Genomic DNA, 23,102 nt, shown 5'->3' on the forward strand with positions numbered 1-23,102 from the left:
GCCCCCGCCCGTTGATCAAGAGGTTTGCGTCACCAGCGAGCCGGCGGGTGACGCGAACCTCTTGATCAACCCGGCTGCCCGGATCGCGCTCGTGCGGGGTGCGGGGTGGTCGGGAAGCGGCGGAGGCGGAGGCTGTTGGCCACCACGAAGACCGACGAGAAGGCCATCGCCGCGCCCGCGATCATCGGGTTGAGCAGGCCGGCGGCGGCCAGCGGGAGGGCGGCCACGTTGTAGGCGAACGCCCAGAACAGATTGCCCTTGATCACCGCGAGGGTGCGCCGGGAGAGCCGGATCGCGTCCACCGCGGCGGTCAGGTCGCCCCGGACCAGGGTCAGGTCGGACGCCTCGATCGCCACGTCGGTGCCGGTGCCCATGGCCAGTCCCAGGTCGGCCTGGGCCAGGGCCGGCGCGTCGTTGATCCCGTCGCCGATCATGGCGACCGTGTGACCCTGCGCCTGGAGCCGGCGGACCACGTCGACCTTGTCGGCCGGCAGCACCTCGGCGGCCACCTGGTCGATGCCCACCTCGGCGGCCACCGCCTGCGCGACTGTCGCGTTGTCCCCGGTGAGCAGCACCGGGGTCAGGCCCAGGGCGCGCAGGCCGGCGATCGCCGCCCGGCTGGTGGGCCGGACCACGTCGGCGACCGCGAGGACGCCCCGGGCCCGCCCGGACCAGCCCGCCACCACCGCCGTACGCCCGGCGGCCTCCGCCTCGGCCAGCGCCCGGACCACCTCCTCCGGTACGTCCAGACCCCGCTCGCGGAGCAGCCGTGGCCGCCCGACGACGAGGTCGTGGCCGTCGACGGTGCCGGTGACGCCGAGCCCTTCGGCGGCGGCGAACCGGGTGACCGACGGCAGCTCACCGGCCCCGGCGGCACCTGCCGCCACGGCGCGGGCGATCGGGTGCTCCGAGCCGGCCTCCACCGCCCCGGCGAGCCGGAGCAGTTCGGCCCGGTCCTGCCCCTCGACGGGACGGACGTCGACCAGGGTCATCCGGCCGGTGGTGACCGTGCCGGTCTTGTCCAGCACCACCGTGTCGACCTGCCGGGTGGACTCCAGCACCTCCGGCCCCTTGATCAGGATGCCGAGCTGGGCGCCGCGCCCGGTGCCGACCAGCAGCGCGGTCGGGGTGGCCAGGCCGAGGGCACACGGACAGGCGATGATCAGCACGGCCACCGCGGCGGTGAAGGCGGCGGTGGGGCCGGCTCCGGCACCCAGCCACCAGCCCAGGGTGCCGACGGCCAGCACGATGACGATCGGCACGAACACCCCGGAGATCCGGTCGGCGAGCCGCTGCACGGCGGCCTTGCCGGTCTGTGCCGCCTCCACCAGCCGGGCCATCTGGGCGAGTTGGGTGTCCGCGCCGACCCGGGTGGCGGTGACGACCAACCGGCCGCCCGCGTTGACGGTGGCACCGGCCACCTGGTCGCCGGGCCCGACCTCGACCGGCACCGATTCGCCGGTGAGCATGCTGGCGTCGACCGCCGAGGTGCCCTCCTCGACCCGCCCGTCGGTGGCGATCTTCTCGCCGGGCCGGACCACGAACCGGTCGCCCACCACGAGCCGGTCGACCGGGACCCGGGTCTCCGTGCCGCCGCGCAGTATGGCGACGTCGCGTGCGCCGAGTTCGAGCAGGGCCCGCAGGGCCGCCCCGGCGGTCCGCTTGGACCGCGCCTCGAAGTAGCGGCCGGCCAGCAGGAACACGGTCACCCCGGCGGCGGTCTCCAGATAGATGTTGCCGGCCCCGCCGGTGCGGACGATGTCCAGCCGGAACGGGTGGGTCATCCCGGGCATCCCGGCGTCGCCGAGGAAGAGCGCCCAGAGCGACCAGCCGAACGCGGCCAGGGTGCCGAGTGACACCAAGGTGTCCATGGTCGCCGCGCCGTGCCGCAGGTTGGTCCAGGCGGCCCGGTGGAACGGCAGCCCGCCGTACGCGACCACCGGGGCGGCCAGGGTCAGCGACAGCCACTGCCAGTAGGTGAACTGCCAGGCCGGGACCATCGCCAGCACGATCACCGGCACGGTGAGCAGTGCCGACACCCGCAGCCGGGTCCGCAGGGCACCCAGCTCGTCGACCGGCGCACCGGCCGGTTCCGTCCCGGCGGGGGTGGGCGGGGGCGGCACGACGGCGGTGTAGCCGGTCTTCTCGACGGTGGCGATCAGGTCGTCCGGGGTGACCCCGTCGGGGTACCGGACGGTGGCCTTCTCGGTGGCGTAGTTGACGCTCGCCTCGACGCCGTCGAGCCGGTTGAGCTTCTTCTCGATCCGGGCGGCGCAGGAGGCGCAGGTCATTCCGCCGATGGCCAGCTCGATCAGGTGGGGGGTGGTGGGCAGGTTCTGGGTGGTCGGGGTCATCGCGGCACCTCCGGTCAACCGTGGGTGTGACCGGCCCCGCCGGTGCCGGTGCCGGTCGGCGTCGGGTCGGTGGCAGGGTCGGGGCGGTGGACGGGTCGCGTGGGGTCGTGGCGGGTCTCGGCGGGCGGGGTACCGGGGCCGGTCAGCTGGCCGACCCCGTACGCCGCGCCGAACACCACCGCGAGGACCAGGGCGAAGCCGCCCAGCCTGGTCGGTGTGTTCATCGGTCGCCCTGGACCGTCACGCCTCGACGAGGTCGTAGCCGGCCTCGTCGACGGCGGCCCGCACGGACGCGGTGTCCAGCGGGCGGTCGCTGGTGACGGCGACCCGGCCGGAGGCCAGGTCGACCTGGACGTCGGTGACGCCGTCAAGGGCACCCACCTCGGCGCTGACCGCGCTGACGCAGTGCCCGCAGGTCATGCCCGTCACCTGGTAGTCCGTGATCATGCGACTCTCCCCTCCACTCGTCCAACATACCCCCCAGGGGTACGTCACCCCGCGACCGTAGCATACCCCCCAGGGGTACGCTATCGTGGTCCCCATGACCACACCGAGCACCCCGGTCCGGGGTTACACCGCCAGCAAGGACCAGCTGCTCGCGCGGCTGCGCCGGGTGGAGGGGCAGGTCCGGGGGATCGAGAAGATGGTCGACGACGACCGGTACTGCATCGACGTGCTCACCCAGATCTCCGCCGTGCAGGCCGCCCTGGACAAGGTCGCCCTCGGCCTGCTCGACGGCCACGCCCGGCACTGCATGCACGAGGGGGCCGCCGAGGGCCGCGCCGACGAGATGGCCGCCGAGATGATGGCCGCCGTCGGCCGCCTGATGAAACGCGGCTGACTCGACCCACCCGTCCGGCGACCGGCGGGGCAACGGCCGGGCGGGACCGGGCGGGAGACCGACGTCGCGGGGCCGGTGGGATCCGGCCCCGCGACGCGTCACGGGTGGCGGTCAGAGCCGGGCGAGGATCTTCCGCATGGTGTCGATCTCGCCCTGCTGGGTGGTGACGATCTGCTGCGCCATGGCCCGCGCCCCGGCGTGCCGGCCGTCCGCCAGCTCCTGGCGGGCCATGGTGATCGCCCCCTCGTGGTGGGCGATCATCATGCTGAGGAACCGGCGGTCGAAGTCCCGACCGGTCGCCCCCTCCAGCCGGGCCAGGTCGGCGTCGGACATCATCCCCGGCATCCCGTGGTCCATCCCTGGCAGATGGCCGTCGGCCGGGCCGTCGGACGGGACGGGCCGGCCCCAGGCGGTGAGCCAGCCGGTCATGGTGGCGATCTCCGGGGCCTGGGCGGCGCGGATCCGTTCGGCCAGCCGGGTGACCTCCGGATCGGCGGCCCGGCTCCCGGCCAGCTCCGACATGCGTACCGCCTGCTGGTGGTGCGGGATCATCATCTGGGCGAACATCACGTCGGCCGGATCCGCGGCGGCCGAGGAAGGGCCGGCCCCGGCGGCCGGGCGGCCGTGACCGCCGGCGGTGGAGTGGCCGCCGCCGCAGGCGGTCAGGGCGGACGCGGCGGCGAGAGCGACGCCGGCCAGGGCGACGCGACGGGCAAGGGTACGGGTGGACACGGGCATACCTTTCGGTGGACGGACACGTACGCGACGGACGGTGGACACGGCAAAGCCGCGCCGGGTGTCCTATCTGCGCAGTACCGACACCGTGGCGAGCCGCAGCCCGAGCGGGCGCGGTGGCGGGGCGCGCGGCTGGCGGGGCCGCGACGGCGGCCGGGACACCCCGGCCGGCCTGGTACGGACCACGAAGAGCAACACCAGCACCAGCACGGTGAGCGCCCCGAGCACCGCCAGGCAGACGCTCCACGCCGTCACGGGTGTGCCTGACGGGCCGGCGGGCAGCGCCACCGGGCACCCGTCTCCGCAGGACCGCACGGCCGGGTCCGGCACCGCGACGCCCCACCCCGGACCGACCGGCACCCCCCACACCGCCGGGATCAGGTGCATCAGGTCCGCCGCCGGCCCGGAGACGGACGACCTGTCGGTGTCGTGCCCGGCGGCGGGCCGGTGCGGGTCGTCGGTCGACGTGCCGTGGCCGGTGGGATGGTGGACGCCGCCGAGGTGCCCGTCGTGACCGAGGGTGTGCATCGCGGAGAGCCCCAGCAGCGTGCCGACGAGCAGCAGCAGCCGCAGCCACCGCCCGGTCGTCGTCGCCGTACTTGCCCGCCGCACGGCTCCACGCTAGCCGTACCGGTCGCCCGGCGGGCCGGTACGGGTCACCGGGCGTCGAGGCGTACCCGGCGCAGCAGTTGGGCGTTGAGCGCCACCACGATGGTGGAGGCGGACATCAGGACCGCGCCGACCGCCGGGCCGAGCGTGATCCCCACCCCGGCCAGTACCCCGGCGGCCAACGGCAACGCCACCACGTTGTAGCCGGCCGCCCAGGCCAGGTTCTGGAGCATCGTGCGGTACGCCGCCCGGGACAGCCGCAGCACACCGGCCACCCCGCGCGGGTCGGACGAGGCGAGCACCACCCCGGCCGACTCGACCGCCACGTCGGCACCCGCCCCGATGGCGATCCCGACGTCGGCTCTGGCCAGGGCCGGGGCGTCGTTCACCCCGTCACCGACCACCGCCACCCGCAGACCCCGCCGCTGCAACCCGGCCACCTGCCGGTCCTTGTCGGCCGGGAGCACCTCGGCGAACACCTCGTCCACCCCGGGTCGGAAGCCCAGGTCGGCGGCGACCGCCTCGGCCACCGGGCGGGCGTCCCCGGTGAGCATCGCGATCGTCCGGACACCCTCGGCACGTAGTGCGTCGACCGCCTCCCGCGCCTCCGGTCGCACCTGGTCGGCAAGGGCGAGCAGGCCGACGACGGTGTCGGGCAGGCGCACCAGGTACAGCACCACCGCCGCCCGGCCGGTCCACTCCCGCTGCGCCGCCGTCAGTTCGCCGGGCAGTTCCCGGCCCAGCTCGCGCAGCAGCGCCGGACCGCCGACGGCGTAGTCCGTACCGTCGATCCCGGCGCGGACTCCCCGGCCGGGCAACGCGCGGAACCCGGTGGCCGTACGTGCTCCGCCCCGGTCGGCGGCGGCGGTCACGATCGCGCGGGCCAGCGGGTGTTCGCTGTCGGCCTCCACGCCGGCCGCGAGCCGCAGCACCTCGTTCCCGTCGGTGCCGTCGGCGGCGGCCACCCCGACCAGCACGTGCTCGCCCCGGGTGAGGGTGCCGGTCTTGTCGAAGAGCACGGCGTCGACGGTCCGCATCCGCTCCAGCGCCAGCCGGTCGCGTACCAGCACCCCGGAGCGGGCGGCGAGCCCGGTGGAGAGCGCGACGACCAGCGGGATCGCCAAGCCCAGGGCGTGCGGGCAGGCGATCACCAGCACGGTGACGGTCCGCACCACCGCCTGGTCCGGCTCGCCGAGCGCGGTCCAGACCAGCGCGGTCAGCACGGCGGTGCCGGTGGCGACGTAGAACAGCCAGCCGGCGAAGCGGTCGGCGAGCGCCTGCGCCCGCCCGCCGGACCGCTGCGCCTGGGTGACCAGGCGGCGGATGCCGGCCAGCGTGGTCGCCTCGCCGACCGCCTCGACCCGCACCCGCACGGGCTGGTCGGTGGCGACGGTGCCGGCCACCACCCGGTCACCTGCCGACCGGGGCACCGGCCGGGACTCACCGGTGACCATCGACTCGTCCAGTTCCGCGGTGCCGGCCACGACGCGTCCGTCGGCGGGCACCCGACCGCCGGGGCGGACCAGCACCACGTCGCCCTCACGCAGCCCGGTCACCGGCACCCGTTCGACGTCGTCGTCCGCGCCGACGCGTTCGGCGTCGTCGGGCAGCAGCGCGGCCAGCGCGTCGAGTGCTCCTCGGGCCTGGCCGATCGCCTTCGTCTCCTGCCAGTGGCCGAGCAGCATGATGGTCACCAGCGCCGCCAGCTCCCACCAGAAGTCCAGGTCGAAGGCACCGAGGAAGGTCGACACCGAGGCGGTGTACGCGACGCTGATCGCCATCGCGACCAGCAGCATCATGCCCGGCGTACGGGCCCGGGCTTCCCGGAGCGCCCCGGTCAGGAACGGCCAGCCGCCCCACCAGAAGACCACCGAGCCGAGCACCGGCCCGACCAGGGGACGGCCGGGGAACTCCAGCGGGTGGCCGGCCCAGTCCAGCACCATCCGGTCGGTCGCCACCACCGGCAGGGTCAGTGCCAGGCAGACGAGGAACCGACGCCGGAACGTCGCCGGGTCGTGCCCGACGTGTTCGCCTCCGCTCCGGTCCGGGGTGCGGCCGGCGTGCCCGACCCGGCTCCGGTGCGGGGCGGGCCCCACCGGGTCGGTGTGGCCACCCCGCGCCGTCGGGCCGGGGTGCGGGGTGGCTGCCCGGTCGCGGTGCTGGTCCATGGCCACCACCATCCTCTTTCGGCAGGCCGTGGGCACGGTGAACCGGGCGGGCGGGTCGGGACGCTGGCTACCATCGTCCGACGATGACGCGCCGCCCGTGGGTGAACCGGCAGGTCGGCTGACACGTATCCCGTCCCGGACCGTTGGGAGAACTCGCAGACATGGGCGCCGACCACACCCGCCCCGCTCCGTCCACCCCGCCCCGGGTGCGACGGATCCTCGTCATGACGGTGGTGCCGCTCATCGTCGTCACGGTGATCGCCACGCTGCTGCTCTGGCCGGGGAAGACCTCGAAGATCGACCAGGGCGAGCAGGTGCCCCGCTACCACGGCACGGTGACCCGGGTGGTGACCGAGCCGTGCCCGCCCGCCCCGCAGACGCCCGACGGCCCGTCGGGGGTGGCCGACGGGCCGTGCGGGACGGTGACCGTCACCGTCGGGCAGGGGCCGGACAGCGGTGAGCAGGTCGAGACGCCCGTCCCGTCCGGGCCGGGGGCACCGACGGTGGCCGTCGGCGACGAGGTCGTGCTCGTCGCGTTGGCCGACCCCACCGATCCGTCGGTGAGCAGCTACCACATCGCCGAGCACCAGCGGGGCATGCCGCTGCTCTGGCTGGTCGCCCTGTTCGCGGCGGCGATCGTGGCGTTCGGCCGGCTGCGCGGGCTGGCCGCCCTGGCCGGGCTCGGGGCCAGCTTCGCCATCCTGTTGACCTTCGTGGTGCCGGGCATCTCCGCCGGGGGCGCGCCGCTGCCGATCGCGGTCACCGGCGCCGCGTTGATCATGTTCGTGGTGCTGTACCTGACCCACGGGATCACCGCGCAGACCTCGGTGGCGGTGCTGGGCACGCTGGGCAGTCTGGTGCTGACCGGCGTCCTGGGCACGCTGGCCACCGCCGCCACCCACCTGACCGGGTACGGCAGCGAGGAGGCCACCACGCTGTCGATGTACCAACGCGACGTCGACCTGCACGGCCTGCTGCTGGCCGGGATCATCATCGGGTCGCTCGGTGTCCTGGACGACGTCACGGTCACCCAGTCGGCCACCGTCACCGAGCTGGCGCACGCCAATCCGGGGCTGTCCCGGTTGCAGCTCTACCGGGCGGCGACCCGGGTCGGGCGGGCGCACATCGCGTCCACGGTCAACACGATCGTGCTGGCGTACGCGGGCGCGTCACTGCCGTTGCTGCTCCTGCTCACCGCCGACAGCCGCCCGGTAAGCCAGATCCTCACCAGCGAGTTCCTGGCCCAGGAGATCGTCCGCAGCGCGGTGGCGACCCTCGGCCTGGTGGCGGCGGTGCCGCTGACCACCGGGTTGGCCGCGCTGGTGGTCACCGCCGGACGAGGGCCGGCCGACGCCGGTACGGCCGGGCCGACGCCCGCCCCACGTCCCGCCCCCGACCGTGCCGAGGCGTGGGAGGCGTTGAGCGCGCCCCGGCACGGCGAACCGTCCACCCCGGCCCCCGCACGGTGGCCAGACCCGGAAAGGAGCACGGACACCGCATGGTGACACTGCGCTGCGTGACCGAAGGCGAGGTCGCGGCTGTCGGCCACGTCACTGATTACCACTCGCTATCGGGAAAATACTCATTTGGTCGGGTTACAGGCGTAGATCCCCGGTACGACTCTCGGGTAACCTCGCTGCCGGTCACCGCCGAAGGCGCCCACCGGAGCCAGCGGTGCCACCGCCCAATCGCCGTACGGCGAGCCGGGGAACCGAGCACCTGGGGTGAATCCGCGCCAGCGGTAGGGGCCACTTCCGTCCCGAACCCGTCAGCTAACCCGGTCGGCGGTCGACGGAAGGGACAACTGTGACGGCACCCCTACGCCACTGGTGGACTCCGGTGGTGGCCGTGCTCGCCGCTCTGGCGCTGGTCGCCGGCCCGGCCGCCGCCCCCGCGGCGGCAGCACCCAACGCGCCCACCCCCTCGGGGCACGAGGAGGACGAGGAGCCCAAGCTGCTCACCGACGTCATCGAGGCGACGAACCGGGAGTACTCGGCGGCGAAGACCCGACTGGAGAAGTCCAAGAAACGCCAACTCGAATACGCCATCGAGGTGGAGAAGGCGGAGCAGGAGCTGGCGGCGTTGGCTCCGCAGGTCACCGAGATCGCCGCCCAGTCGTACCGGACGGGTCGGGTCGGCGCGGTCGCCGCGCTGCTGGAGAGCGACGCCCCGGACGCCTTCGTCCGGCGGGCCGCCGCCCTGGACGAGCTGAACATGGTCAACGCCGGCAAGCTGGCCGAGGTCAACAAGGTCAAGACCCGGGCCGAGCAGGCCAAGCTCGCCGTCGACGCCGAGGTCCGTGAGCAGCAGAAGCAGGCCAACCTGATGGCCAAGAAGAAGACCGAGGCCGACAAGGCACTGGCCCTGGTCGGCGGTCGGGGCTTCACCGGCGGCCTGGTCGACGCGACGTCCCCGGTGGCCCGCGTCGCACCCGGCCAGACCGCCAACGGCGAGTGGCGCGGGGAGTCGTGCAGCGAGAACGACCCGACCACGTCCGGGTGCATCACCCCGCGCACGCTGCACATGTACAAGGAGGTCAAGCGGGCCGGATTCAACCGGTTCGTCGGCTGCTACCGCCCCGGTGGGCCGTGGGAGCACCCCAAGGGCAAGGCGTGCGACTGGTCGTTGCAGAAGAGCGGGTTCAGCCCGTGGCACAACAACGACACCCGGATGTACGGCAACAACCTCGCCGCGTTCCTGATCCGCAACTCGGACCGGCTGGGCATCTACTACGTGATCTGGAACCGGCAGATCTGGTTCCCGGCCAACGGCTGGAGTTCGTACTCGGGACCGTCCAACCACACCGACCACGTCCACGTGTCGCTGTTGTAGCGGGTGCAGCTGGGCCGAAGCTGCGGTGTCCGGCGTTCCGGACACCGCAGCACCGGCCCGGTGAGTTGATCGAGGCGCACGATGAGGGCCGCCCGGCTGAGCCGGGCGGCCCTCATCGTGACCGGTGCGGGTCAGGAGGCGACGGGTGCCGTCGCGGCACCGGCCGGCACGGCCGGTGCCGGCACCGCGGCGGCGGGCGCGGGCAGCTCGGGGGCTACCTGGCGCACCTCACCGGCGGCGAGCCGGTAGGACATCCCGACCACCGCGCACCGGCCGGCGGCCACCTCGGCGGCGATCACCGGGGAGTTGCCGAGCAGCACCTCGACGGTCTGCGCGATATGGATGTCGACGATCCCGTCGATGTCGTGCACCCCCTGCTGGGCCGCGCGACGCAGGCTCGGCCCGACGGCGGCGACCACCGAGTAGAGGTGTCCCGGGGGCTGGGTGCCGGTCCGGGCCGCGTCCCGGGCCGCCTGCACGGCACCACAGGAGTCGTGCCCGAGGACCACCACCAGCGGGGTGCCGAGCACCGTCACCGCGTACTCGACGCTGCCGAGCACCTCGGGCCCGGCGGTGTGCCCGGCGGTCCGGACCACGAAGAGGTCACCGAGACCCCGGTCGAAGATGATCTCGGCGGCGAGCCGGGAGTCGGAGCAGCCGACGATGACCGCGAAGGGATGCTGGCCGTCGGCGACGGCGGTGCGGTGGCCGGCATCCTGGTTGGGATGGTGGGGCACACCGGCGACGAAACGCCTGTTGCCGGCCTGCAACTCGGCCAGCGCCTGGGTCGGAGTGATCGGGGCCATTGCCTCACCTCGGTCCGGAATCGCACCTGGTCACGCCGGCCGGCGGCGACGACGGCCGTGTCCTCACGGTCACACGCAGCTAAAGGTACGTCAAGATTTCGTGATACACGTTTCAGGCATCGGTCGAAGCCGTGTCGACGGCGTGTCGGACCCGGCACCCACCGAGGTCGACGGGCGACCCACCGGGGGCCGACCGGCCGCTCCGGGGCAACCGTCGGGGCGGCCGACGACGGGTCTCCCAGGTACGGGCCATACCATGACCGGCATGGCGACAGGCGGCACCGGGAGCACCCGGAACTGGACGTTCCTCACCAACCATGGTCATGTGCTGCTCGCCATCGCCCGTAACCCCACCGCCCGCCTCCGCGACGTCGCCGACGAGGTCGGGGTGACCGAACGGGCCGCCCAGGCGATCGTCGCCGACCTGGAGGCCGGCGGCTACCTGCGGCGTACCCGGGTCGGCCGGCGCAACGAGTACACGCTCAACCCGAGCGGCCACTTCCGGCACCCCGCCGAGGCCGACCGCCAGGTCGGCGCCCTGCTCGCCCTCTTCAGCCCCGATCCGGCCGACGCCGGGTCCTGAGCCGCCGACCCGGAGGGCGACGGCCGGCCCCGGCCAGGACACCGCCGGACCGGCACACGTCGACGGCCCGCCCCGGTGGGGACGGGCCGTCGACGGTGGAGGGTCAGCAGAAGCTGCCCGCTCCGCCGCCACCGTCCTGCCGGGTGGTGCGGAAGTCGCACAGGTCGTAGCCGTTGGCGGTGAGCGCCGCCTTCGCCGCCGCCGTCTGCGCCCCGGTCAGCGCCGGCTCCCGGGAGAGGACGAAACCGCTGCTGCGGTCCGGGTCGCCGACGACCGCCCAGCGGTAGTCGGGGTCGAGCCCGATCACCACGTAGTTCGGCCCACCCAGATAGATCCACTTACCGCCGAGCTTGAGGAAGGACACGGTCAACGCCGAGTCGGCCGGCGGGTTCTCGCTGCGGGCCCGCCCGGTGACCGCGCTGGTGGTTCCCACGATGGTCCGGCAGCTGTTGCGGACCCCGATGGTGCCGTCGGGCTGGACGTCGTACCGCGCCGTCACGTTCTTGTAGCACTGGATCTCGAAGATCGCCGGGATGGCGGCGATCTGGTACCAGTCGCCCACGTAGCGCTCGACGTCGACGTCGGCCACCGGAGTGAGCGGTCCGGTGTCGACGGCGGTCGGCGCCGCCTGCGCGGGTACGGCGGTGGCCAGCACCGCCGCAGTGGCGACCGCGACGGCCGCAACGACCTGACGGCGTACTCCCATGGTGTCTCCTCCGGTCTGTCGGTCCGGCGCGGCGGGGCGTCGCGCCGTCGGCAGAGTTGCCCGGACCCGCCGGCCGGAAACTGTCGGCATTCTCATCGCCGTCGATGCATCCAGGCGCAGGTCAGTGGCCGTATTCCTGGTGGGAGCGGTCCGTCCACACGGCACACCGTGGCCCGGCTCACTCGTCCGGTCGGGCCACCGACCCTGCGCGGACGGCCGATCGGGGATAGGTTGGACAGGTGATCCGCGTAGCTTCCGCCCCGCCCGTCTGGGTGTCGAGGCTGCGCGATCTGACCCGGCTGGCCGTCACCGCGCTGGTGCTCGCCGTCGGCCTCGGCGGGTTCCTCGCCGTCACCGGCGGCCCGGCCGCCGCTGCCGCCCGACCGTCCGTGGTGACCTCGCGGGTGGCGACGCTGCCCACCGACGCCCGGCCTACCCTCGACCGGCCCGGCACCCGGCCCGACGACGAGCGGCCCGCCGACGGGTCCCTGCCGCCCCAGCCGCCGACGCCCGCCGACGGTGCCGCCACCCGGCCCGTCGCGCCGGTCGCCGGGGCCACGCCGGACCCGGCCCGGGACGCCACCGGCCGGCGCGGCCCGCCCCGGAGCTGAGCCGCGCGGCAGCTGCGCGCCCGTCCGGCCGCGACCGGGCCACCGCCACGGCCGGGCCACCGCCGACCGCGGACCGGCAGCTGTCGGTCCGACAGCGGTCCAGGCAGACCCGATCCGGGCAGACCCGATCCGGGCAGAACTGGGCCAGGCAGGTCCGGTCCGGCCGCCGCAGGGACGCGCGCACCGCTTCCGCCCACTGCCGGGCCCCCGTCCGTCCACATCGTTGTCCACCGTGAGGTGTTGGTGATGCAGACCGTCTTCTCCGCCGTCCTGCCCGATGTCCCCGCCGCCGCCGCGATCTGGCTGATCCTGCTCGCCCTCGCCGCCGTCGCCGTCGCGGCCCTGGTGGTCCGGCCCGGCCGGCTCCGGCCGGCGGTGGCCGGCCGGTTCCGCGACGCCGCCCTGCCCGACGACCCGGACCGGGCCGAGCAGGACCGGGAGCACACCCGGTACGCCGAGGAGGTCGCCGTGGCGGCCGACCGGGCCGGCACCACGGCGAGCCGGCTGCGGGCCGAGTGGCTCGCCGTCCAGGACGAGGTCGAGTCGGCCTGGACGGCCCTGGAGGCGGCCGAGGCGCACCTGCGTCGGCTCGCCGCCGCCGCGTCGATGCCCCTGCCGCACACCGGACGGACCCCCGCCGAGTACGCCGACCGGGAACGCTGGCTGCACCGGGCCGCCGACGAGGCCCACCGGCGGGGGGAGCTGTCGGACGCGCAACTCGCCGACGTCCTCGCCCACCGGGCCGGCTGGGACCCGCGCCGGCACCCGGTGGAGCAGGAACTGGTGCTGCGCCGCGCGATCCGGGACCACCTGGCGGCCCGGCACCGGGCGGCGGTGGCCCGGGAGCAGGCGGCCTGGCGGGCCGCCGACCTGGCCGGAGCGGCGGCGCGCAGCCTGCGCGACGAGGCGTTCGCGGCGCGGGAGCGCCGCCCGGAGCGGGCCGAGTCGGTGCTGCCGATGCCGGAGGCCCCCCGCCCGTCGGCGGACAGCACCCGGGAGAACCCGGTGGTGGCGCGCGGTCGGGCCGCCGTGGCCGCCTACTGACCCTCCCGCCGCGGCGACGGGCGGCGGCGCGGCGCCTCCCGGACGGCGGCGCGACGGGCTGCGCTGCACTAGCGTTGCGGGCATGTCCCGTCAGATGTGGGCGCTCGTCGTCGTCGGTGCGATCCTGGCCCTGGCTACGCTGGTCGGCGCGGTCCTGCTGGCGGTGCGGGTGGTCCGCACCCGCCGGCTGCTCGGCACGCTCGGCGTGAGCGGCAAGGTGGCGTTCTACGGCGCGCTGATCTACACGATCTCCCCGGTCGACCTCCTGCCCGACCCGATCTACCTGGACGACATGGGCGTGCTGGCCGGGGCGCTGATCTACCTGACCCGCCTGGTCCAGCGCCGCCGGGCCGCCGGTCGCAGCCTGCCCGGCCAACCCGGTCGGACGGGTGTCCCGCCCGGCCCGGGCCAGTCCCGCCAGATCGTGTCATGATCGGGGCCGGGTCGGGGCCACGCCGGCCCCGGGACGGGGGACGGACATGGCCGGCAGGCATCGGTTGGACCCGTACGACGAGCGGGTCCTCACGTTCTGCCGCGAGCGGCACCTGGCCACGCTGACCACCCTGCGGCCCGACGGCACGCCGCACGTCGTACCGGTCGGGTTGACCTACGATCCGGCGGCCGGGCTGGCCCGGGTGATCACGTCCGCCGGTTCGGCGAAGGCCCGGTACGTCGCCGCCGCCGGTGCGGCGGGGGTGCCGGTGGCCGCGTGCCACCTCGACGGCCGCTGGTGGCTGACCGTCGAGGGCCGGGCGGTGCTGCGGACCGACGCCGCCGCGGTGGCCGATGCCGAGCGCCGGTACGCCGAGCGCTACCGGCCGCCGCGCCCGAACCCGGAACGGGTGGTCATCGAGATCGGGGTGACCCGCCTGCTCGGCTCCCTCCCGCCGCTCGCGTCCGCACAGGACAGGCCGGTAGGCCAGGCCGACGCGGCAGGACCGGCCGACAGGACAGGACCGGCCGGCGGGGCGGGTCGCTGACTGCCGCCCGCTGACGGGCGTGCCGTCCGGCGGGGTCGACAGGTGGTGGCTCATCGACGGTGATGGGTTCGGGTGACCGGCGGTGGGTACAGGCCCCGCCAGGAGCCGATCCGTCCGCAACCGGTAAGGGGCACCGAGATGAGCGATCCACAGGCCACCACGGGCCGGGACGTGGTGGACGTCCTGACCGCCGACCACCACGAGATCGAGGCGATCTTCGTGGAGCTGGAGAACCCGCAGGGCACCGCCGGGCACCGCCGCCGGCTGGCCGACGTGCTGATCGCCGAACTGGTCCGGCACGCGGTGGCCGAGGAGATGTACGTCTACCCGACCGCCCGCCGGGCCCTGCCCGACGGTGACCAGCTCGCCGAACACGAGATCGCCGAACACGCCGCCGCCGAGCGCACGTTGAAGGAACTGGAGCCGCTGGACCCGTCCGACGCCCGCTTCGAGCCGTTGATCAGCCACCTGACGAAGAGCATCAGGCAGCACGTACGGGAGGAGGAGTCGGAGCTGTTCCCCAGGCTGCGGGCGGCGGTCGCCCACGAGGAGCTGGTGGAGCTGGCCGACCGGGTACGGGCGGCGAAGGGGCACCTGCCGACCCGCCCGCACCCCGGCACACCGGACCACCCACCGGCGAACCGGCTGCTCAACCCCGGTGCCGGGCTGGTCGACCGGATCAGGGACACGCTGAGCGGGCGGCCGACCACCCGGGCGGAGCTGCACGACGGGCAGGACTGACCGTCGACGGTGGTCACCTCGCCGGAGGTGACCACCGCGTCCGGTCACGACTCCGGGGCGACCCGGCTGCCGTCCGCCGCGTCGGACACCACGATCGCCTCCATCGGGCAGGACTCAGCGGCGTCCAGCACCGCGTCCGCCGGATCGATCCGTTCGGCCACCGGCCGGGACAACCCGTCCACCAGGACGAAGTGCGCCGGGGCGTAGCTCGCGCAGATCCCCGCCCCGATGCACCGGGTCGGGTCCACGTGCACCCGCCAGCCGCTGTCCCCCATCTGCCCCACCCTTCCTTTCGTTTACCAGCTCACGGGCAATGCCGTCAGGCCCCGGACCAGCAGGCCGCTCTTCCAGGTCAGCGCCGCCGGGGGCACCGCCAGCCGCAGGCCCGGGGTACGGGTCAGCAGCGTCTCCAGGACCACCTGGAGTTCCATCCGGGCCAGTTGGGCCCCGATGCAGTGGTGCGGACCGTGCCCGAAGGCGAGGTGCGGGTTCGTCTCCCGGTCGAGGTCGAGCCGGTCGGCGTCGGGAAAGACGGTCTCGTCCCGGTTGGCCGAGGGGATGGAGACCAGCACCGGCTCACCGGCGCGGACCAGCACCCCGCCGAGCTCGACGTCCTCCAGGGCGTACCTGGCGAACGCGGAGGTGGCACCGAGCGGGATGAACCGCAGCAGTTCCTCCACGGCGGACGGCACCAGGGACGGCTCGTCGAGCAGCCGCTGCCAGACGTCGGGCTCGGTGAGCAGGACGTAGACCAGGTTGGGGATCTGGTTCACGGTGGTTTCGTGACCGGCGGCCAGCAGACCCGCGGCCAGCCGCACCATCTCGTCCTCGGTGAGCCGGTCGGCGTTCTCGTCGCGGGCCCGAACCATCGCCCCGATCAGGTCGTCGGTGGGGGTCACCCGCCGCTTCGCGATCAGCCCCGCCATGTACGACAGCAGTCGGTCCAGGTAGCTCTCGGCCACCTCCGGCCGCAGCGAGGTGGTCGACACGATCGCCTCGGACCAGGTGTGGAACCGGTCCTGGTCGGCGACCGGCACCCCGAGCAGGTCGCAGATGACCCGGATCGGCAGCGGGGTGGCGACGTGGGCGACCAGGTCGGCCGGGGAGCCGGCGGCGGTCATGCCGGCGACGAGTTCGTCGGTCAGTTCCCGGGTACGCGGGCGCAGTTCCTCGACCCGCCGGGCGGTGAACGCCTTGGCCGCCAGCCGCCGCAGCCGGCTGTGCTCGGGCGGGTCCATCCCGAGGATGCCTGATTCCCGCTGGTAGGGGACGCTGCGGGGCTCGTCGCGCCCGACGGCGGCGGCCCGGCTGAACCGGGGATCACCCAGCACGGTCCGCACGTCCGCGTGCCGGGTGGCCAGCCAGGCCGGTTCCCCGAACGGGAGTCGCACCCGGATCAGCGGTTCGTCGCGGCGCAGTTCGGCGTAGCGGGGGTCGACGTCGAGCCGGTGCGGATCGCTGAACGGATACGGCCTGGCCTTCGTGGCGTGCGTTGTCTCGGTCACCGGGGATGCTCCCTCTCGTCGACGGCCCGCGGGCTCGCGCGCCGACCCACTCCACACGACTCCACGGTGAGTCATGCCCCGAATGCGGATAGTAGCGAGAGTCCTCGATGGTTACCAGAGGTGATCAGCCTTTGACATGACACTGCCGGACCACCGCGGCACCGCACGGCACGGCAGCAGTGGGCGGGCCGGGGCGTCGTCCCGCCGGCGGCACCGTCCGGGAACGACCGTCCTGAACGGAACCCGGTGGCCGGGACGGCGTTGAGCCACCGGGTGTCGCGGTCGACCCGGACGGGTATCGACCCCGCCGAGACCGAGGAGGAACCGACGTGGCCGAGGACGGTGCCGGGCGTACGCCCGAGGTGACGGCTGCGGGTGCCCGCCCCAGCCCGCGGCAGGCCTGGGGGGCGTTGCCCTGGCTGGTCCGCACGGCTGTGGTGTGGAGCGCCTGCCTGGTGGTCGTGGTGTTCGGCTGCTACCTGCTGGGCCAGGTGGCGGTGCTGCTCGCGCCGCTGGCGATCGCGGTGGCGGTCACCCTATTCCTCACCGCACTGCTCGACCCGGTGCTGCTGATCCTGCGCCGGCTGCGGGTGCCGGCCGCGCTCGCCGCGTTGCTGAGCGTCCTGCTGCTGCTCGGGGTGCTGGTCGGGGTGGGGGTGCTGGTGTGGAACCTGACGGCCGCCCAGTTCGGTGAGCTGAGCCAGCAGCTCGACGAGGGCCTGCAACGCTCCCGCGACTTCGTCACCGAGACCCTGCCGGTCAGCGATGCCCAACTCGACAAGCTGATCGGGCAGGTCCGCGACGGGCTGGGCGGCAGCGCCCCCGACCCGGTCGGCGGGGCCCGTACGGCGGCCGAGGCGCTCGGCTCCGCCCTGCTCGCCCTGGTGCTGCTGTTCTTCCTGCTCAAGGACGGCCGGTCGATGTGGCACTGGGTGCTGCGCCGGATGACCGGGCCGAACCGGACGGTGGCCGCCGAGGCGGGCCGGGTCGGCTGGCGCACCCTCGGCTCGTACAGCCGGGGCACGATGATCATCGCGGCCATCGACGCGATCGGGATCGGGCTGGCGCTGGTGCTGCTCGGGGTGCCGTTGGCACTGCCGCTGGCCCTGATCACCTTCCTCGGCGGGTTCGTGCCGATCATCGGGGCGACGGTGGCCGGCGCGGTCGCCGTCCTGGTGGCGTTGGCCGCGAACGGGCCGACCACGGCGCTGCTGGTGCTGGCGGCGGTGATCGCCGTCCAGCAGGTCGAGGGCAACCTGCTGGAGCCGTTGATCATGAAGCGGCAGGTGCAGTTGCACCCGGCGGTGATCCTGGTGGTGGTCACGGCGGGCACGCTGATCGCCGGCATCGCCGGCGCCTTCGTCTCGGTGCCGATCGCGGCGGTCGCCTACCGGGTGGTCGACACCGTCCAACGGCACCGGGAGCAGGTCGCCCCGACCCCGCCGGCCGACCGCCCGCACCACCGCCGCGACGAACCCCCCGCCGCCCCAGCCTGAGGCCCGCCCCGCCCCGTCCGCCCGTCCGCCGAGACCGTCGCAAGGGGGCGATGTTGCGGGGTCTGAGCGCTCGGATACCGCAACATCCCATCCCTTGCGCGTCGCCCTGCCGACCCGGTCAGGCCGGGACGGGGAGGTGCCGGGTGAACCAGTCGGCGGCGGCGTCGGCCACCTGGTCGAGCGTGCCGGGCTCCTCGAACAGGTGACCGGCACCGGGCACCACACGCACCTCGTGCGGGGCGGCGAGCACCGCGGCGGCCTGCTCGTTCACCGTGATCACCTGATCGTCGAGGCCACCGACCAGCAGCAGCGTCGCCGCGCGTACCCCGGACAGGGCGGGGCCGGCCAGATCCGGCCGGCCGCCCCGGGACACCACGGCGGCGACCCGCTGCGGGCGGGCCGCGGCGGCCACCAGGGCGGCGGCGGCCCCGGTGCTCGCCCCGAACAGGCCGACCGGCAGCCGGCCCAGCGTGGGTTCGGCGGCGAGCCAGTCGAGGGTGCCGGTGAGCCGGTCGGCCAGCAGGTCGATGTCGAAGCGCCACTGCGCGGTCCGGGCGTCGACCGCGTCCTCCTCGGCGGTGAGCAGGTCCACCAGCACGGTCACCAGCCGGCGACGCTGGAGCACCCGGGCCACCGCCACGTTGCGCGGGCTGTGCCGGGAACTGCCGCTGCCGTGGGCGAAGAGCACCACCCCCGTCGCGTCGTCCGGCCCGTCGACGTCCGCCGGCAGCCTGACCTCCCCCAGCGCCACCGTGGCCTCGGCACGTACCCCCATGGTGGTTGCCCCTTCCCACTCGCCGGCCGGTGGCGGTTACCCGCCCGGGGGCCGCTCTCACCCGTTGCCTTGACACCGGCGGCAAGGTCTAGCGTGACGCCGGGAACTGCGGCGAGGAGGTCGGGATGCTGATCGGCGAGCTGGCGCAACGGGCCGGCACGAGCACCCGCACGCTGCGGTACTACGAGACGCACGGGTTGGTCCGGCCGCGCCGCTCGGCCAACGGCTACCGGGTGTACGACGAGGCCGAACTGCGGGTGGTGCACGAGATCCGGGCGCTGCTGGCGGTCGGTTTCGGCCTCGACGACATCCGACCCTTCGTGGCCTGCCTGCGGGCCGGCCACGCCTCCGGGGACGTCTGCCCCGACTCGGTGGCGGTGCTGCGCCGCAAGCTGGCCGAGGTGGACGCCTACCTCGACCGGCTCGGCGCGGTCCGCAGCCAGCTGCACGACCAGCTCACCCAGGCCATTGCACAACGGGAGGAAACATGCCTCAGGACACGGCAGCGCACCGGTTGACCGCCGTCACCGACGCCACCTTCGCCGACACGGTGCTGGCCGCCGACCGGCCGGTGGTGGTCGACTTCTGGGCCGACTGGTGCCCGCCCTGCGTGGGCACCTCACGGCACCTCGCCGAGCTGGCCGAGGAGTTCGGCGACCGGCTGCGGGTGGTCACCCTGGACACCGACGCGAACCCCGAAACCACCAGGGCGTACGGGGTGATGTCGCTGCCCACCATGCTGGTCCTCGTCGGTGGGCAGGTGGCCGGCTCGATCGTCGGCGCCCGCCCCAAGAACCACCTGCGCCTCGCCTTCGCCCGCCACCTCGACACCTGACCGGCCCGCCCCCGGCGGCGGTTTGCGGGGGTTTCCGGCGGGAAGACGCGCGGCACACCGGCGCAGCCGCGCCCCGCACGGATCACGAGGTTCGCCATGGCCAAGCGGAAGGCACGTCAGCAGACCCGGACCATCGAACAGGACCGCCCCGAACCGGACGCCGGGCACGAGCCCGACTGGGCGGACGAGGCGGCGCAGGCGCGTACCCCGGAGGACCCGCGGGCGGTGGCCCCGCGTGACGCCGGTGGCCGGCCCTCCGACGGTCCCCAGTTCTGACCCCTGCCGGTCAGCTACGGGCGCAGGGTCGCCGTCGCGACCGCGACGGCGACCCCTCAGCCGGGGGATTCGGGCAGGCGCAGCAGCGGGGCCCGGCCGGGCGGCTGCTCCGGCGCCGGGCCGCTCTCGTGGCGCTGCGGCACCGGCACGGTCACCGGGGCGGCGGAGGTCACCCGGACGGTCTCACCGTGGTGCCGCAGCTCCATCACCGTGTCCGGGCCGCCGTTGCGCAGCGAGTACGTCGTCTGGTGCGGCCGGACGTCCACCCGCAGCCGCATCCCCCGCCACTGCAACGAGAACTCCAACCGGCTCAACCGGCTGGACAGCCGGGGGGCGAACGACAGCTCGCCGTCGTGGTCGCGCAGCCCGCCGAACCCGGCCACCAGCGCGATCCAGGCCCCCGCCAGCGACGCCATGTGTACGCCGTCGCGGGTGTTCTCGTTGAGGTCGTGCAGATCCATCAGCGCGGCTTCCCGCAGGTAGCTGTGGGCCAGCTCGGGGTGGCCCACCTCGGCGGCGAGCACCGCCTGGGTGCACGCCGACAGGGACGAGTCCCGTACGGTACGCCGCTCGTAGTAGAGGAAGTTGCGCAGCTTCTGCGCCTCGGTGAACGCGTCGCCCCGCCAGTGCATGGCCAGCACCAGGTCGGCCTGCTTGACCACCTGCTTGCGGTACAGGTCGAAGTACGGGTAGTGCAGCAGCAGCGGGTATTTTTCGGGCGGGGTGTGCGCGAAGTCCCACTCCTGGAGCCGGGTGAACCCCTCCACCTGCTCGTGCACGTCGAGGTCCTCGTCGTACGGGATGTGCATGGCGGTGGCGGCGTCGCGCCACTCGGCCGCCTCCTCCTCGGAGACCCCGAGGTCGAGGGCCTCGTCGCGCAGGCGCATCGCGCAGTCGGCGGCGGTGAGCAGGTTCCGCTGCGCCATCAGGTTGGTGTAGATGTTGTCGTTCTTGACGGCGGTGTACTCGTCGGGGCCGGTCACCCCGTCGAGGTGGAACCGGCCGTACCGGTCGTGGTGGCCCAGGGAACGCCACAGCCGGGCCGTCTCCACCAGCAGTTCCAGGCCGATGTCCCGTTCCAGCTGCTCGTCGCCGGTGACCAGGACGTAGCGGCGCAGCGCGTCGGCGATGTCGGCGGCGATGTGGAACGCGGCGGTGCCGGCCGGCCAGTACGCCGACGACTCCGGCCCCTCGATGGTGCGCCACGGGAAAGCCGCGCCGGCCAGGTTCAACGTCCGGGCCCGTTCGCGGGCCTGCTCCAGGGTGGCGTGCCGCCAGTACAGGGCGTCACGGACCGCGCCCGGCTGGGTGTACGTCAACACCGGCAGCACGAACATCTCGGTGTCCCAGAACGCGTGTCCGTCGTAGCCGGGACCGGTCAGTCCCTTGGCGGAGATCGGCCGCCGTTCGGCCCGCGCCCCGGCCTGGAGCACGTGGAACAGTCCGAACCTGACGGCCTGCTGCACCTCCGGGTCGCCCTCGACCCGGACGTCGGCGGCGTCCCAGAATCCGTCGAGGTAGCTGCGCTGCTCCCGGTGCAGCCCGTCCCAGCCGGCCAGCCGGGCGGCGGCCAGCGCCGCGCCGACCTGGTCGCGCAGCGCCGGCAGGGAACGCCGGCTGGACCAGCCATACGACAGGTACTTGACCACGCGGAGCGTCTCGCCGGGCTGGAGCACGCAGCCGATGGTGGTCCGGACCCAGTCCTCGTACCCCTCGGACTCCAGGGTGGTCTTGCCCGGGGCCTCCACGTCGTGGCCCATCCCGGCGGCCACCCGCAGCCCGCTGACCTTGGTGCGGTGGATGAGCAGGCCGCCGTCGCCCGTGGTCAGCTCCTCCTCGGCCTGCAACGGCGACTCCAGCACGGCGGCGACCCGGGGGTCGCGGCTCTGTGCCGGCAGGTTCTCGTTGGCGACCAGCTCGGACTGGAGGATCAGCCGCAGTGGGCCGCTGACCGCCTCCACCTCGTAGTGGATCGCGGCGACCGACCGTTGGGTGAAGGAGACCAGCCGGGTGCTGCGGACCTTCACCTCCCGGCCGGCGGGTGAGCGCCAGTGCATCTCCCGCTGCAGGGTGCCGGCCCGCAGGTCGAGGACCCGTTCGTGGCTGAGCAGCTCGCCGTAGCGCAGGTCGAGCGGTTCGTCGTCGACGAGCAGCCGGATCAGCTTGCCGTTGGTGACGTTGACGATGGTCTGCCCCGACTCGGGGAAGCCGAACCCGGCCTCCGCGTACGGCAGCGGACGCAGCTCGTAGAACGAGTTGAGGTAGGTGCCGGGCAGGCCGTGCGGTTCGCCCTCGTCGAGGTTGCCGCGCAGCCCGATGTGACCGTTGGACAGTGCGAACACCGACTCGGACTGGGCCAGCACGTCCATGTCGAGGCGGGTCTCCCGGATGTGCCACGGCTCGACCGGGTAGGCGCGTTCCCGGATCATGCGGTGGGCCCGCCCAGCAGCTCGGCGAGGTCGGTGACCACCACGTCGGCCCCGTGGGCGCGCAGCTCGTCGGCCTGGCCGACCCGGTCCACGCCGATCACGTGGCCGAAGCCGCCGGCCCGGCCGGCGGCCACCCCGGCCAGCGCGTCCTCGAACACGGCGGCCTCGGCGGGGGCCACCCCGAGCAGCTCGGCGGCGGCGAGGAAGGTGTCCGGGTGCGGTTTGCCGCGCAGCCCCTCGGCGCGGGCGACCAGCCCGTCGACCCGTACCTCCAGCAGCGGTTCCAGGCCGGCGGCGGCGACCACGTCGCGGCAGTTGGCGCTGGCCGAGACCACCGCGCGGCGCAGCCCGGCCTGTTCGGCCGCCTTCAGGTAGGCCACCGACCCGGGGTACGCCTGCACGCCGTCGTGGTGGATCCGGTCCAGCAGGACGACGTTCTTGCGGTTGCCGACCCCGTTGACGGTCTCCGCGTCGGGCGGGTCGTCGGGGCTGCCCTCGGGCAGGGTGATGCCCCGGGAGGCGAGGAAGGACCGCACCCCGTCGGCGCGCGGCTTCCCGTCGACGTAACGGTGGTAGTCCGGGCCGGGGTCGAACGGCCGGAACGGTTCGCCGTCGGCCTCGGCGTGCCGGCGCAACAGCTCGTCGAAGGTTTGTTTCCAGGCGGCGTTGTGCACCGTGGCGGTCGGCGTCAGCACGCCGTCGAGGTCGAAGAGGCAGGCGGTCACATGAGCAGGTAGGCCCAGCACGCTACGAATCTATCCAGCACCCCCACCGGG

At 74.1% G+C, this 23,102-nt stretch carries 25 protein-coding genes, 1 pseudogene and 1 riboswitch; of the genes and pseudogenes, 13 read left to right on the plus strand and 13 right to left on the minus strand.

The window, feature by feature from the left end:
* Positions 1–65 precede the first annotated feature (65 nt).
* The 3 genes from ACN267_RS22060 to ACN267_RS22070 are packed head-to-tail and all read right to left on the minus strand — an operon-like array spanning position 66 to position 2,801.
* The gene (locus ACN267_RS22060; RefSeq protein ID WP_421489562.1) at positions 66–2,354 is read right to left on the minus strand and encodes a heavy metal translocating P-type ATPase; all 2,289 of its coding nucleotides are present in this window, start codon (positions 2,352–2,354) and stop codon (positions 66–68) included.
* Between the two features lie 14 nt (positions 2,355–2,368).
* Entirely contained in the window at positions 2,369–2,578 is a 210-nt protein-coding gene (locus tag ACN267_RS22065; protein ID WP_204958998.1) for a hypothetical protein, read from the minus strand.
* A 16-nt stretch (positions 2,579–2,594) separates the two neighbouring features.
* The gene (locus tag ACN267_RS22070; protein WP_204958852.1) at positions 2,595–2,801 is read right to left on the minus strand and encodes a heavy-metal-associated domain-containing protein; all 207 of its coding nucleotides are present in this window, start codon (positions 2,799–2,801) and stop codon (positions 2,595–2,597) included.
* A 94-nt stretch (positions 2,802–2,895) separates the two neighbouring features.
* Between ACN267_RS22070 and ACN267_RS22075 the strand changes: the two genes are divergently transcribed.
* The gene (locus ACN267_RS22075; RefSeq protein ID WP_091244878.1) at positions 2,896–3,195 is read left to right on the plus strand and encodes a metal-sensitive transcriptional regulator; all 300 of its coding nucleotides are present in this window, start codon (positions 2,896–2,898) and stop codon (positions 3,193–3,195) included.
* Between the two features lie 111 nt (positions 3,196–3,306).
* Here the strand turns inward: ACN267_RS22075 and ACN267_RS22080 are convergent, their stop codons facing one another.
* The 3 genes from ACN267_RS22080 to ACN267_RS22090 form a co-directional block, all read right to left on the minus strand.
* Positions 3,307–3,927: a DUF305 domain-containing protein gene (locus ACN267_RS22080; RefSeq protein WP_281900934.1), complete on the minus strand. Its 621-nt coding sequence runs from the start codon at positions 3,925–3,927 to the stop codon at positions 3,307–3,309.
* Between the two features lie 69 nt (positions 3,928–3,996).
* The gene (locus ACN267_RS22085; protein WP_421489563.1) at positions 3,997–4,542 is read right to left on the minus strand and encodes a hypothetical protein; all 546 of its coding nucleotides are present in this window, start codon (positions 4,540–4,542) and stop codon (positions 3,997–3,999) included.
* 44 nt (positions 4,543–4,586) lie between these two features.
* Positions 4,587–6,707 (minus strand): heavy metal translocating P-type ATPase, encoded by a 2,121-nt coding sequence (locus tag ACN267_RS22090; RefSeq protein ID WP_421489564.1) that lies wholly within the window; start codon positions 6,705–6,707, stop codon positions 4,587–4,589.
* Positions 6,708–6,868: 161 nt separating this feature from the next.
* Here ACN267_RS22090 and ACN267_RS22095 point away from each other — a divergent pair, with 161 nt between their 5' ends.
* Entirely contained in the window at positions 6,869–8,212 is a 1,344-nt protein-coding gene (locus ACN267_RS22095) for a YibE/F family protein (protein WP_204958848.1), read from the plus strand.
* A 166-nt stretch (positions 8,213–8,378) separates the two neighbouring features.
* A riboswitch (cyclic di-AMP (ydaO/yuaA leader) is annotated at positions 8,379–8,510 on the plus strand.
* A gap of 3 nt (positions 8,511–8,513) precedes the next feature.
* Complete coding sequence (locus tag ACN267_RS22100) at positions 8,514–9,539, plus strand: coiled-coil domain-containing protein (protein ID WP_204958847.1); 1,026 nt, start codon at positions 8,514–8,516, stop codon at positions 9,537–9,539.
* A gap of 131 nt (positions 9,540–9,670) precedes the next feature.
* Here ACN267_RS22100 and ACN267_RS22105 read toward each other — a convergent pair whose 3' ends face one another.
* Positions 9,671–10,345, minus strand: coding sequence for a carbonic anhydrase (locus ACN267_RS22105; RefSeq protein ID WP_204958846.1), 675 nt, complete (start codon positions 10,343–10,345; stop codon positions 9,671–9,673).
* Positions 10,346–10,601: 256 nt separating this feature from the next.
* Between ACN267_RS22105 and ACN267_RS22110 the strand changes: the two genes are divergently transcribed.
* On the plus strand, positions 10,602–10,928 hold the full coding sequence (locus ACN267_RS22110; protein WP_372444599.1) for a helix-turn-helix transcriptional regulator: 327 nt from the start codon (positions 10,602–10,604) through the stop codon (positions 10,926–10,928).
* A gap of 103 nt (positions 10,929–11,031) precedes the next feature.
* Here the strand turns inward: ACN267_RS22110 and ACN267_RS22115 are convergent, their stop codons facing one another.
* Positions 11,032–11,634 (minus strand): lipocalin family protein, encoded by a 603-nt coding sequence (locus ACN267_RS22115; protein WP_421489565.1) that lies wholly within the window; start codon positions 11,632–11,634, stop codon positions 11,032–11,034.
* A 239-nt stretch (positions 11,635–11,873) separates the two neighbouring features.
* Here ACN267_RS22115 and ACN267_RS22120 point away from each other — a divergent pair, with 239 nt between their 5' ends.
* The 5 genes and pseudogenes from ACN267_RS22120 (at position 11,874) to ACN267_RS22140 (ending at position 15,010) form a co-directional block, all read left to right on the plus strand.
* Positions 11,874–12,245: a hypothetical protein gene (locus ACN267_RS22120; protein ID WP_421489566.1), complete on the plus strand. Its 372-nt coding sequence runs from the start codon at positions 11,874–11,876 to the stop codon at positions 12,243–12,245.
* A 246-nt stretch (positions 12,246–12,491) separates the two neighbouring features.
* Entirely contained in the window at positions 12,492–13,289 is a 798-nt protein-coding gene (locus tag ACN267_RS22125; protein ID WP_421489567.1) for a hypothetical protein, read from the plus strand.
* 82 nt (positions 13,290–13,371) lie between these two features.
* Positions 13,372–13,722 carry a YkvA family protein gene (locus ACN267_RS22130; protein ID WP_204958842.1) on the plus strand — a complete coding sequence of 117 codons (351 nt, stop codon included), beginning with the start codon at positions 13,372–13,374 and terminating at the stop codon, positions 13,720–13,722.
* Positions 13,723–13,768: 46 nt separating this feature from the next.
* Positions 13,769–14,176: pseudogene (locus ACN267_RS22135) on the plus strand (TIGR03618 family F420-dependent PPOX class oxidoreductase); the annotation flags it as partial.
* Between the two features lie 231 nt (positions 14,177–14,407).
* Positions 14,408–15,010: a hemerythrin domain-containing protein gene (locus ACN267_RS22140; protein WP_204958840.1), complete on the plus strand. Its 603-nt coding sequence runs from the start codon at positions 14,408–14,410 to the stop codon at positions 15,008–15,010.
* A 44-nt stretch (positions 15,011–15,054) separates the two neighbouring features.
* Here the strand turns inward: ACN267_RS22140 and ACN267_RS22145 are convergent, their stop codons facing one another.
* Both ACN267_RS22145 and ACN267_RS22150 read right to left on the minus strand, forming a co-directional pair.
* Positions 15,055–15,285 carry a ferredoxin gene (locus ACN267_RS22145; RefSeq protein ID WP_204958839.1) on the minus strand — a complete coding sequence of 77 codons (231 nt, stop codon included), beginning with the start codon at positions 15,283–15,285 and terminating at the stop codon, positions 15,055–15,057.
* 21 nt (positions 15,286–15,306) lie between these two features.
* Entirely contained in the window at positions 15,307–16,515 is a 1,209-nt protein-coding gene (locus tag ACN267_RS22150) for a cytochrome P450 (protein WP_281900953.1), read from the minus strand.
* Positions 16,516–16,844: 329 nt separating this feature from the next.
* Here ACN267_RS22150 and ACN267_RS22155 point away from each other — a divergent pair, with 329 nt between their 5' ends.
* Positions 16,845–18,011, plus strand: a complete 1,167-nt coding sequence (locus ACN267_RS22155; RefSeq protein WP_421489568.1) for an AI-2E family transporter — start codon at positions 16,845–16,847, stop codon at positions 18,009–18,011.
* 118 nt (positions 18,012–18,129) lie between these two features.
* Here the strand turns inward: ACN267_RS22155 and ACN267_RS22160 are convergent, their stop codons facing one another.
* Entirely contained in the window at positions 18,130–18,786 is a 657-nt protein-coding gene (locus tag ACN267_RS22160; protein ID WP_204958837.1) for a dienelactone hydrolase family protein, read from the minus strand.
* A gap of 125 nt (positions 18,787–18,911) precedes the next feature.
* On the opposite strand from ACN267_RS22160, the gene ACN267_RS22165 reads away from it, so the two are divergent.
* The 3 genes from ACN267_RS22165 (at position 18,912) to ACN267_RS22175 (ending at position 19,897) form a co-directional block, all read left to right on the plus strand.
* Entirely contained in the window at positions 18,912–19,304 is a 393-nt protein-coding gene (locus tag ACN267_RS22165; protein ID WP_204958836.1) for a MerR family transcriptional regulator, read from the plus strand.
* Complete coding sequence (locus ACN267_RS22170) at positions 19,274–19,621, plus strand: thioredoxin family protein (RefSeq protein WP_281900958.1); 348 nt, start codon at positions 19,274–19,276, stop codon at positions 19,619–19,621. The genes ACN267_RS22165 and ACN267_RS22170 overlap by 31 nt, the downstream gene beginning before the upstream one ends.
* 96 nt (positions 19,622–19,717) lie before the next feature.
* Complete coding sequence (locus ACN267_RS22175) at positions 19,718–19,897, plus strand: hypothetical protein (protein WP_204958835.1); 180 nt, start codon at positions 19,718–19,720, stop codon at positions 19,895–19,897.
* 56 nt (positions 19,898–19,953) lie between these two features.
* On the opposite strand, the gene ACN267_RS22180 is transcribed toward ACN267_RS22175, so the two are convergent.
* Together ACN267_RS22180 and ACN267_RS22185 are read right to left on the minus strand one after the other, a co-directional pair.
* Complete coding sequence (locus ACN267_RS22180; protein WP_204958834.1) at positions 19,954–22,326, minus strand: glycoside hydrolase family 65 protein; 2,373 nt, start codon at positions 22,324–22,326, stop codon at positions 19,954–19,956.
* Positions 22,323–23,072, minus strand: coding sequence for a beta-phosphoglucomutase family hydrolase (locus ACN267_RS22185; RefSeq protein ID WP_421489569.1), 750 nt, complete (start codon positions 23,070–23,072; stop codon positions 22,323–22,325). Before ACN267_RS22185 ends, ACN267_RS22180 begins: the two co-directional genes overlap by 4 nt.
* Between the last annotated feature and the right edge of the window lie 30 nt (positions 23,073–23,102).

Source organism: Micromonospora sp. WMMD734, assembly GCF_049178975.1.
GTDB classification, from domain to species: Bacteria; Actinomycetota; Actinomycetes; order Mycobacteriales; family Micromonosporaceae; genus Micromonospora; species Micromonospora wenchangensis.

Coding starts and splice junctions, on each gene's coding strand:
- ACN267_RS22060 (WP_421489562.1), bottom strand. CDS start 2,354: ATGACCCCGACCACCCAGAACCTGCCCACCACCCCCCACCTGATCGAG.
- ACN267_RS22065 (WP_204958998.1), bottom strand. CDS start 2,578: ATGAACACACCGACCAGGCTGGGCGGCTTCGCCCTGGTCCTCGCGGTG.
- ACN267_RS22070 (WP_204958852.1), bottom strand. CDS start 2,801: ATGATCACGGACTACCAGGTGACGGGCATGACCTGCGGGCACTGCGTC.
- ACN267_RS22075 (WP_091244878.1), top strand. CDS start 2,896: ATGACCACACCGAGCACCCCGGTCCGGGGTTACACCGCCAGCAAGGAC.
- ACN267_RS22090 (WP_421489564.1), bottom strand. CDS start 6,707: ATGGACCAGCACCGCGACCGGGCAGCCACCCCGCACCCCGGCCCGACG.
- ACN267_RS22095 (WP_204958848.1), top strand. CDS start 6,869: ATGGGCGCCGACCACACCCGCCCCGCTCCGTCCACCCCGCCCCGGGTG.
- ACN267_RS22105 (WP_204958846.1), bottom strand. CDS start 10,345: ATGGCCCCGATCACTCCGACCCAGGCGCTGGCCGAGTTGCAGGCCGGC.
- ACN267_RS22110 (WP_372444599.1), top strand. CDS start 10,602: ATGACCGGCATGGCGACAGGCGGCACCGGGAGCACCCGGAACTGGACG.
- ACN267_RS22115 (WP_421489565.1), bottom strand. CDS start 11,634: ATGGGAGTACGCCGTCAGGTCGTTGCGGCCGTCGCGGTCGCCACTGCG.
- ACN267_RS22125 (WP_421489567.1), top strand. CDS start 12,492: ATGCAGACCGTCTTCTCCGCCGTCCTGCCCGATGTCCCCGCCGCCGCC.
- ACN267_RS22130 (WP_204958842.1), top strand. CDS start 13,372: ATGTCCCGTCAGATGTGGGCGCTCGTCGTCGTCGGTGCGATCCTGGCC.
- ACN267_RS22140 (WP_204958840.1), top strand. CDS start 14,408: ATGAGCGATCCACAGGCCACCACGGGCCGGGACGTGGTGGACGTCCTG.
- ACN267_RS22145 (WP_204958839.1), bottom strand. CDS start 15,285: ATGGGGGACAGCGGCTGGCGGGTGCACGTGGACCCGACCCGGTGCATC.
- ACN267_RS22160 (WP_204958837.1), bottom strand. CDS start 18,786: ATGGGGGTACGTGCCGAGGCCACGGTGGCGCTGGGGGAGGTCAGGCTG.
- ACN267_RS22165 (WP_204958836.1), top strand. CDS start 18,912: ATGCTGATCGGCGAGCTGGCGCAACGGGCCGGCACGAGCACCCGCACG.
- ACN267_RS22170 (WP_281900958.1), top strand. CDS start 19,274: ATGCCTCAGGACACGGCAGCGCACCGGTTGACCGCCGTCACCGACGCC.
- ACN267_RS22175 (WP_204958835.1), top strand. CDS start 19,718: ATGGCCAAGCGGAAGGCACGTCAGCAGACCCGGACCATCGAACAGGAC.
- ACN267_RS22180 (WP_204958834.1), bottom strand. CDS start 22,326: ATGATCCGGGAACGCGCCTACCCGGTCGAGCCGTGGCACATCCGGGAG.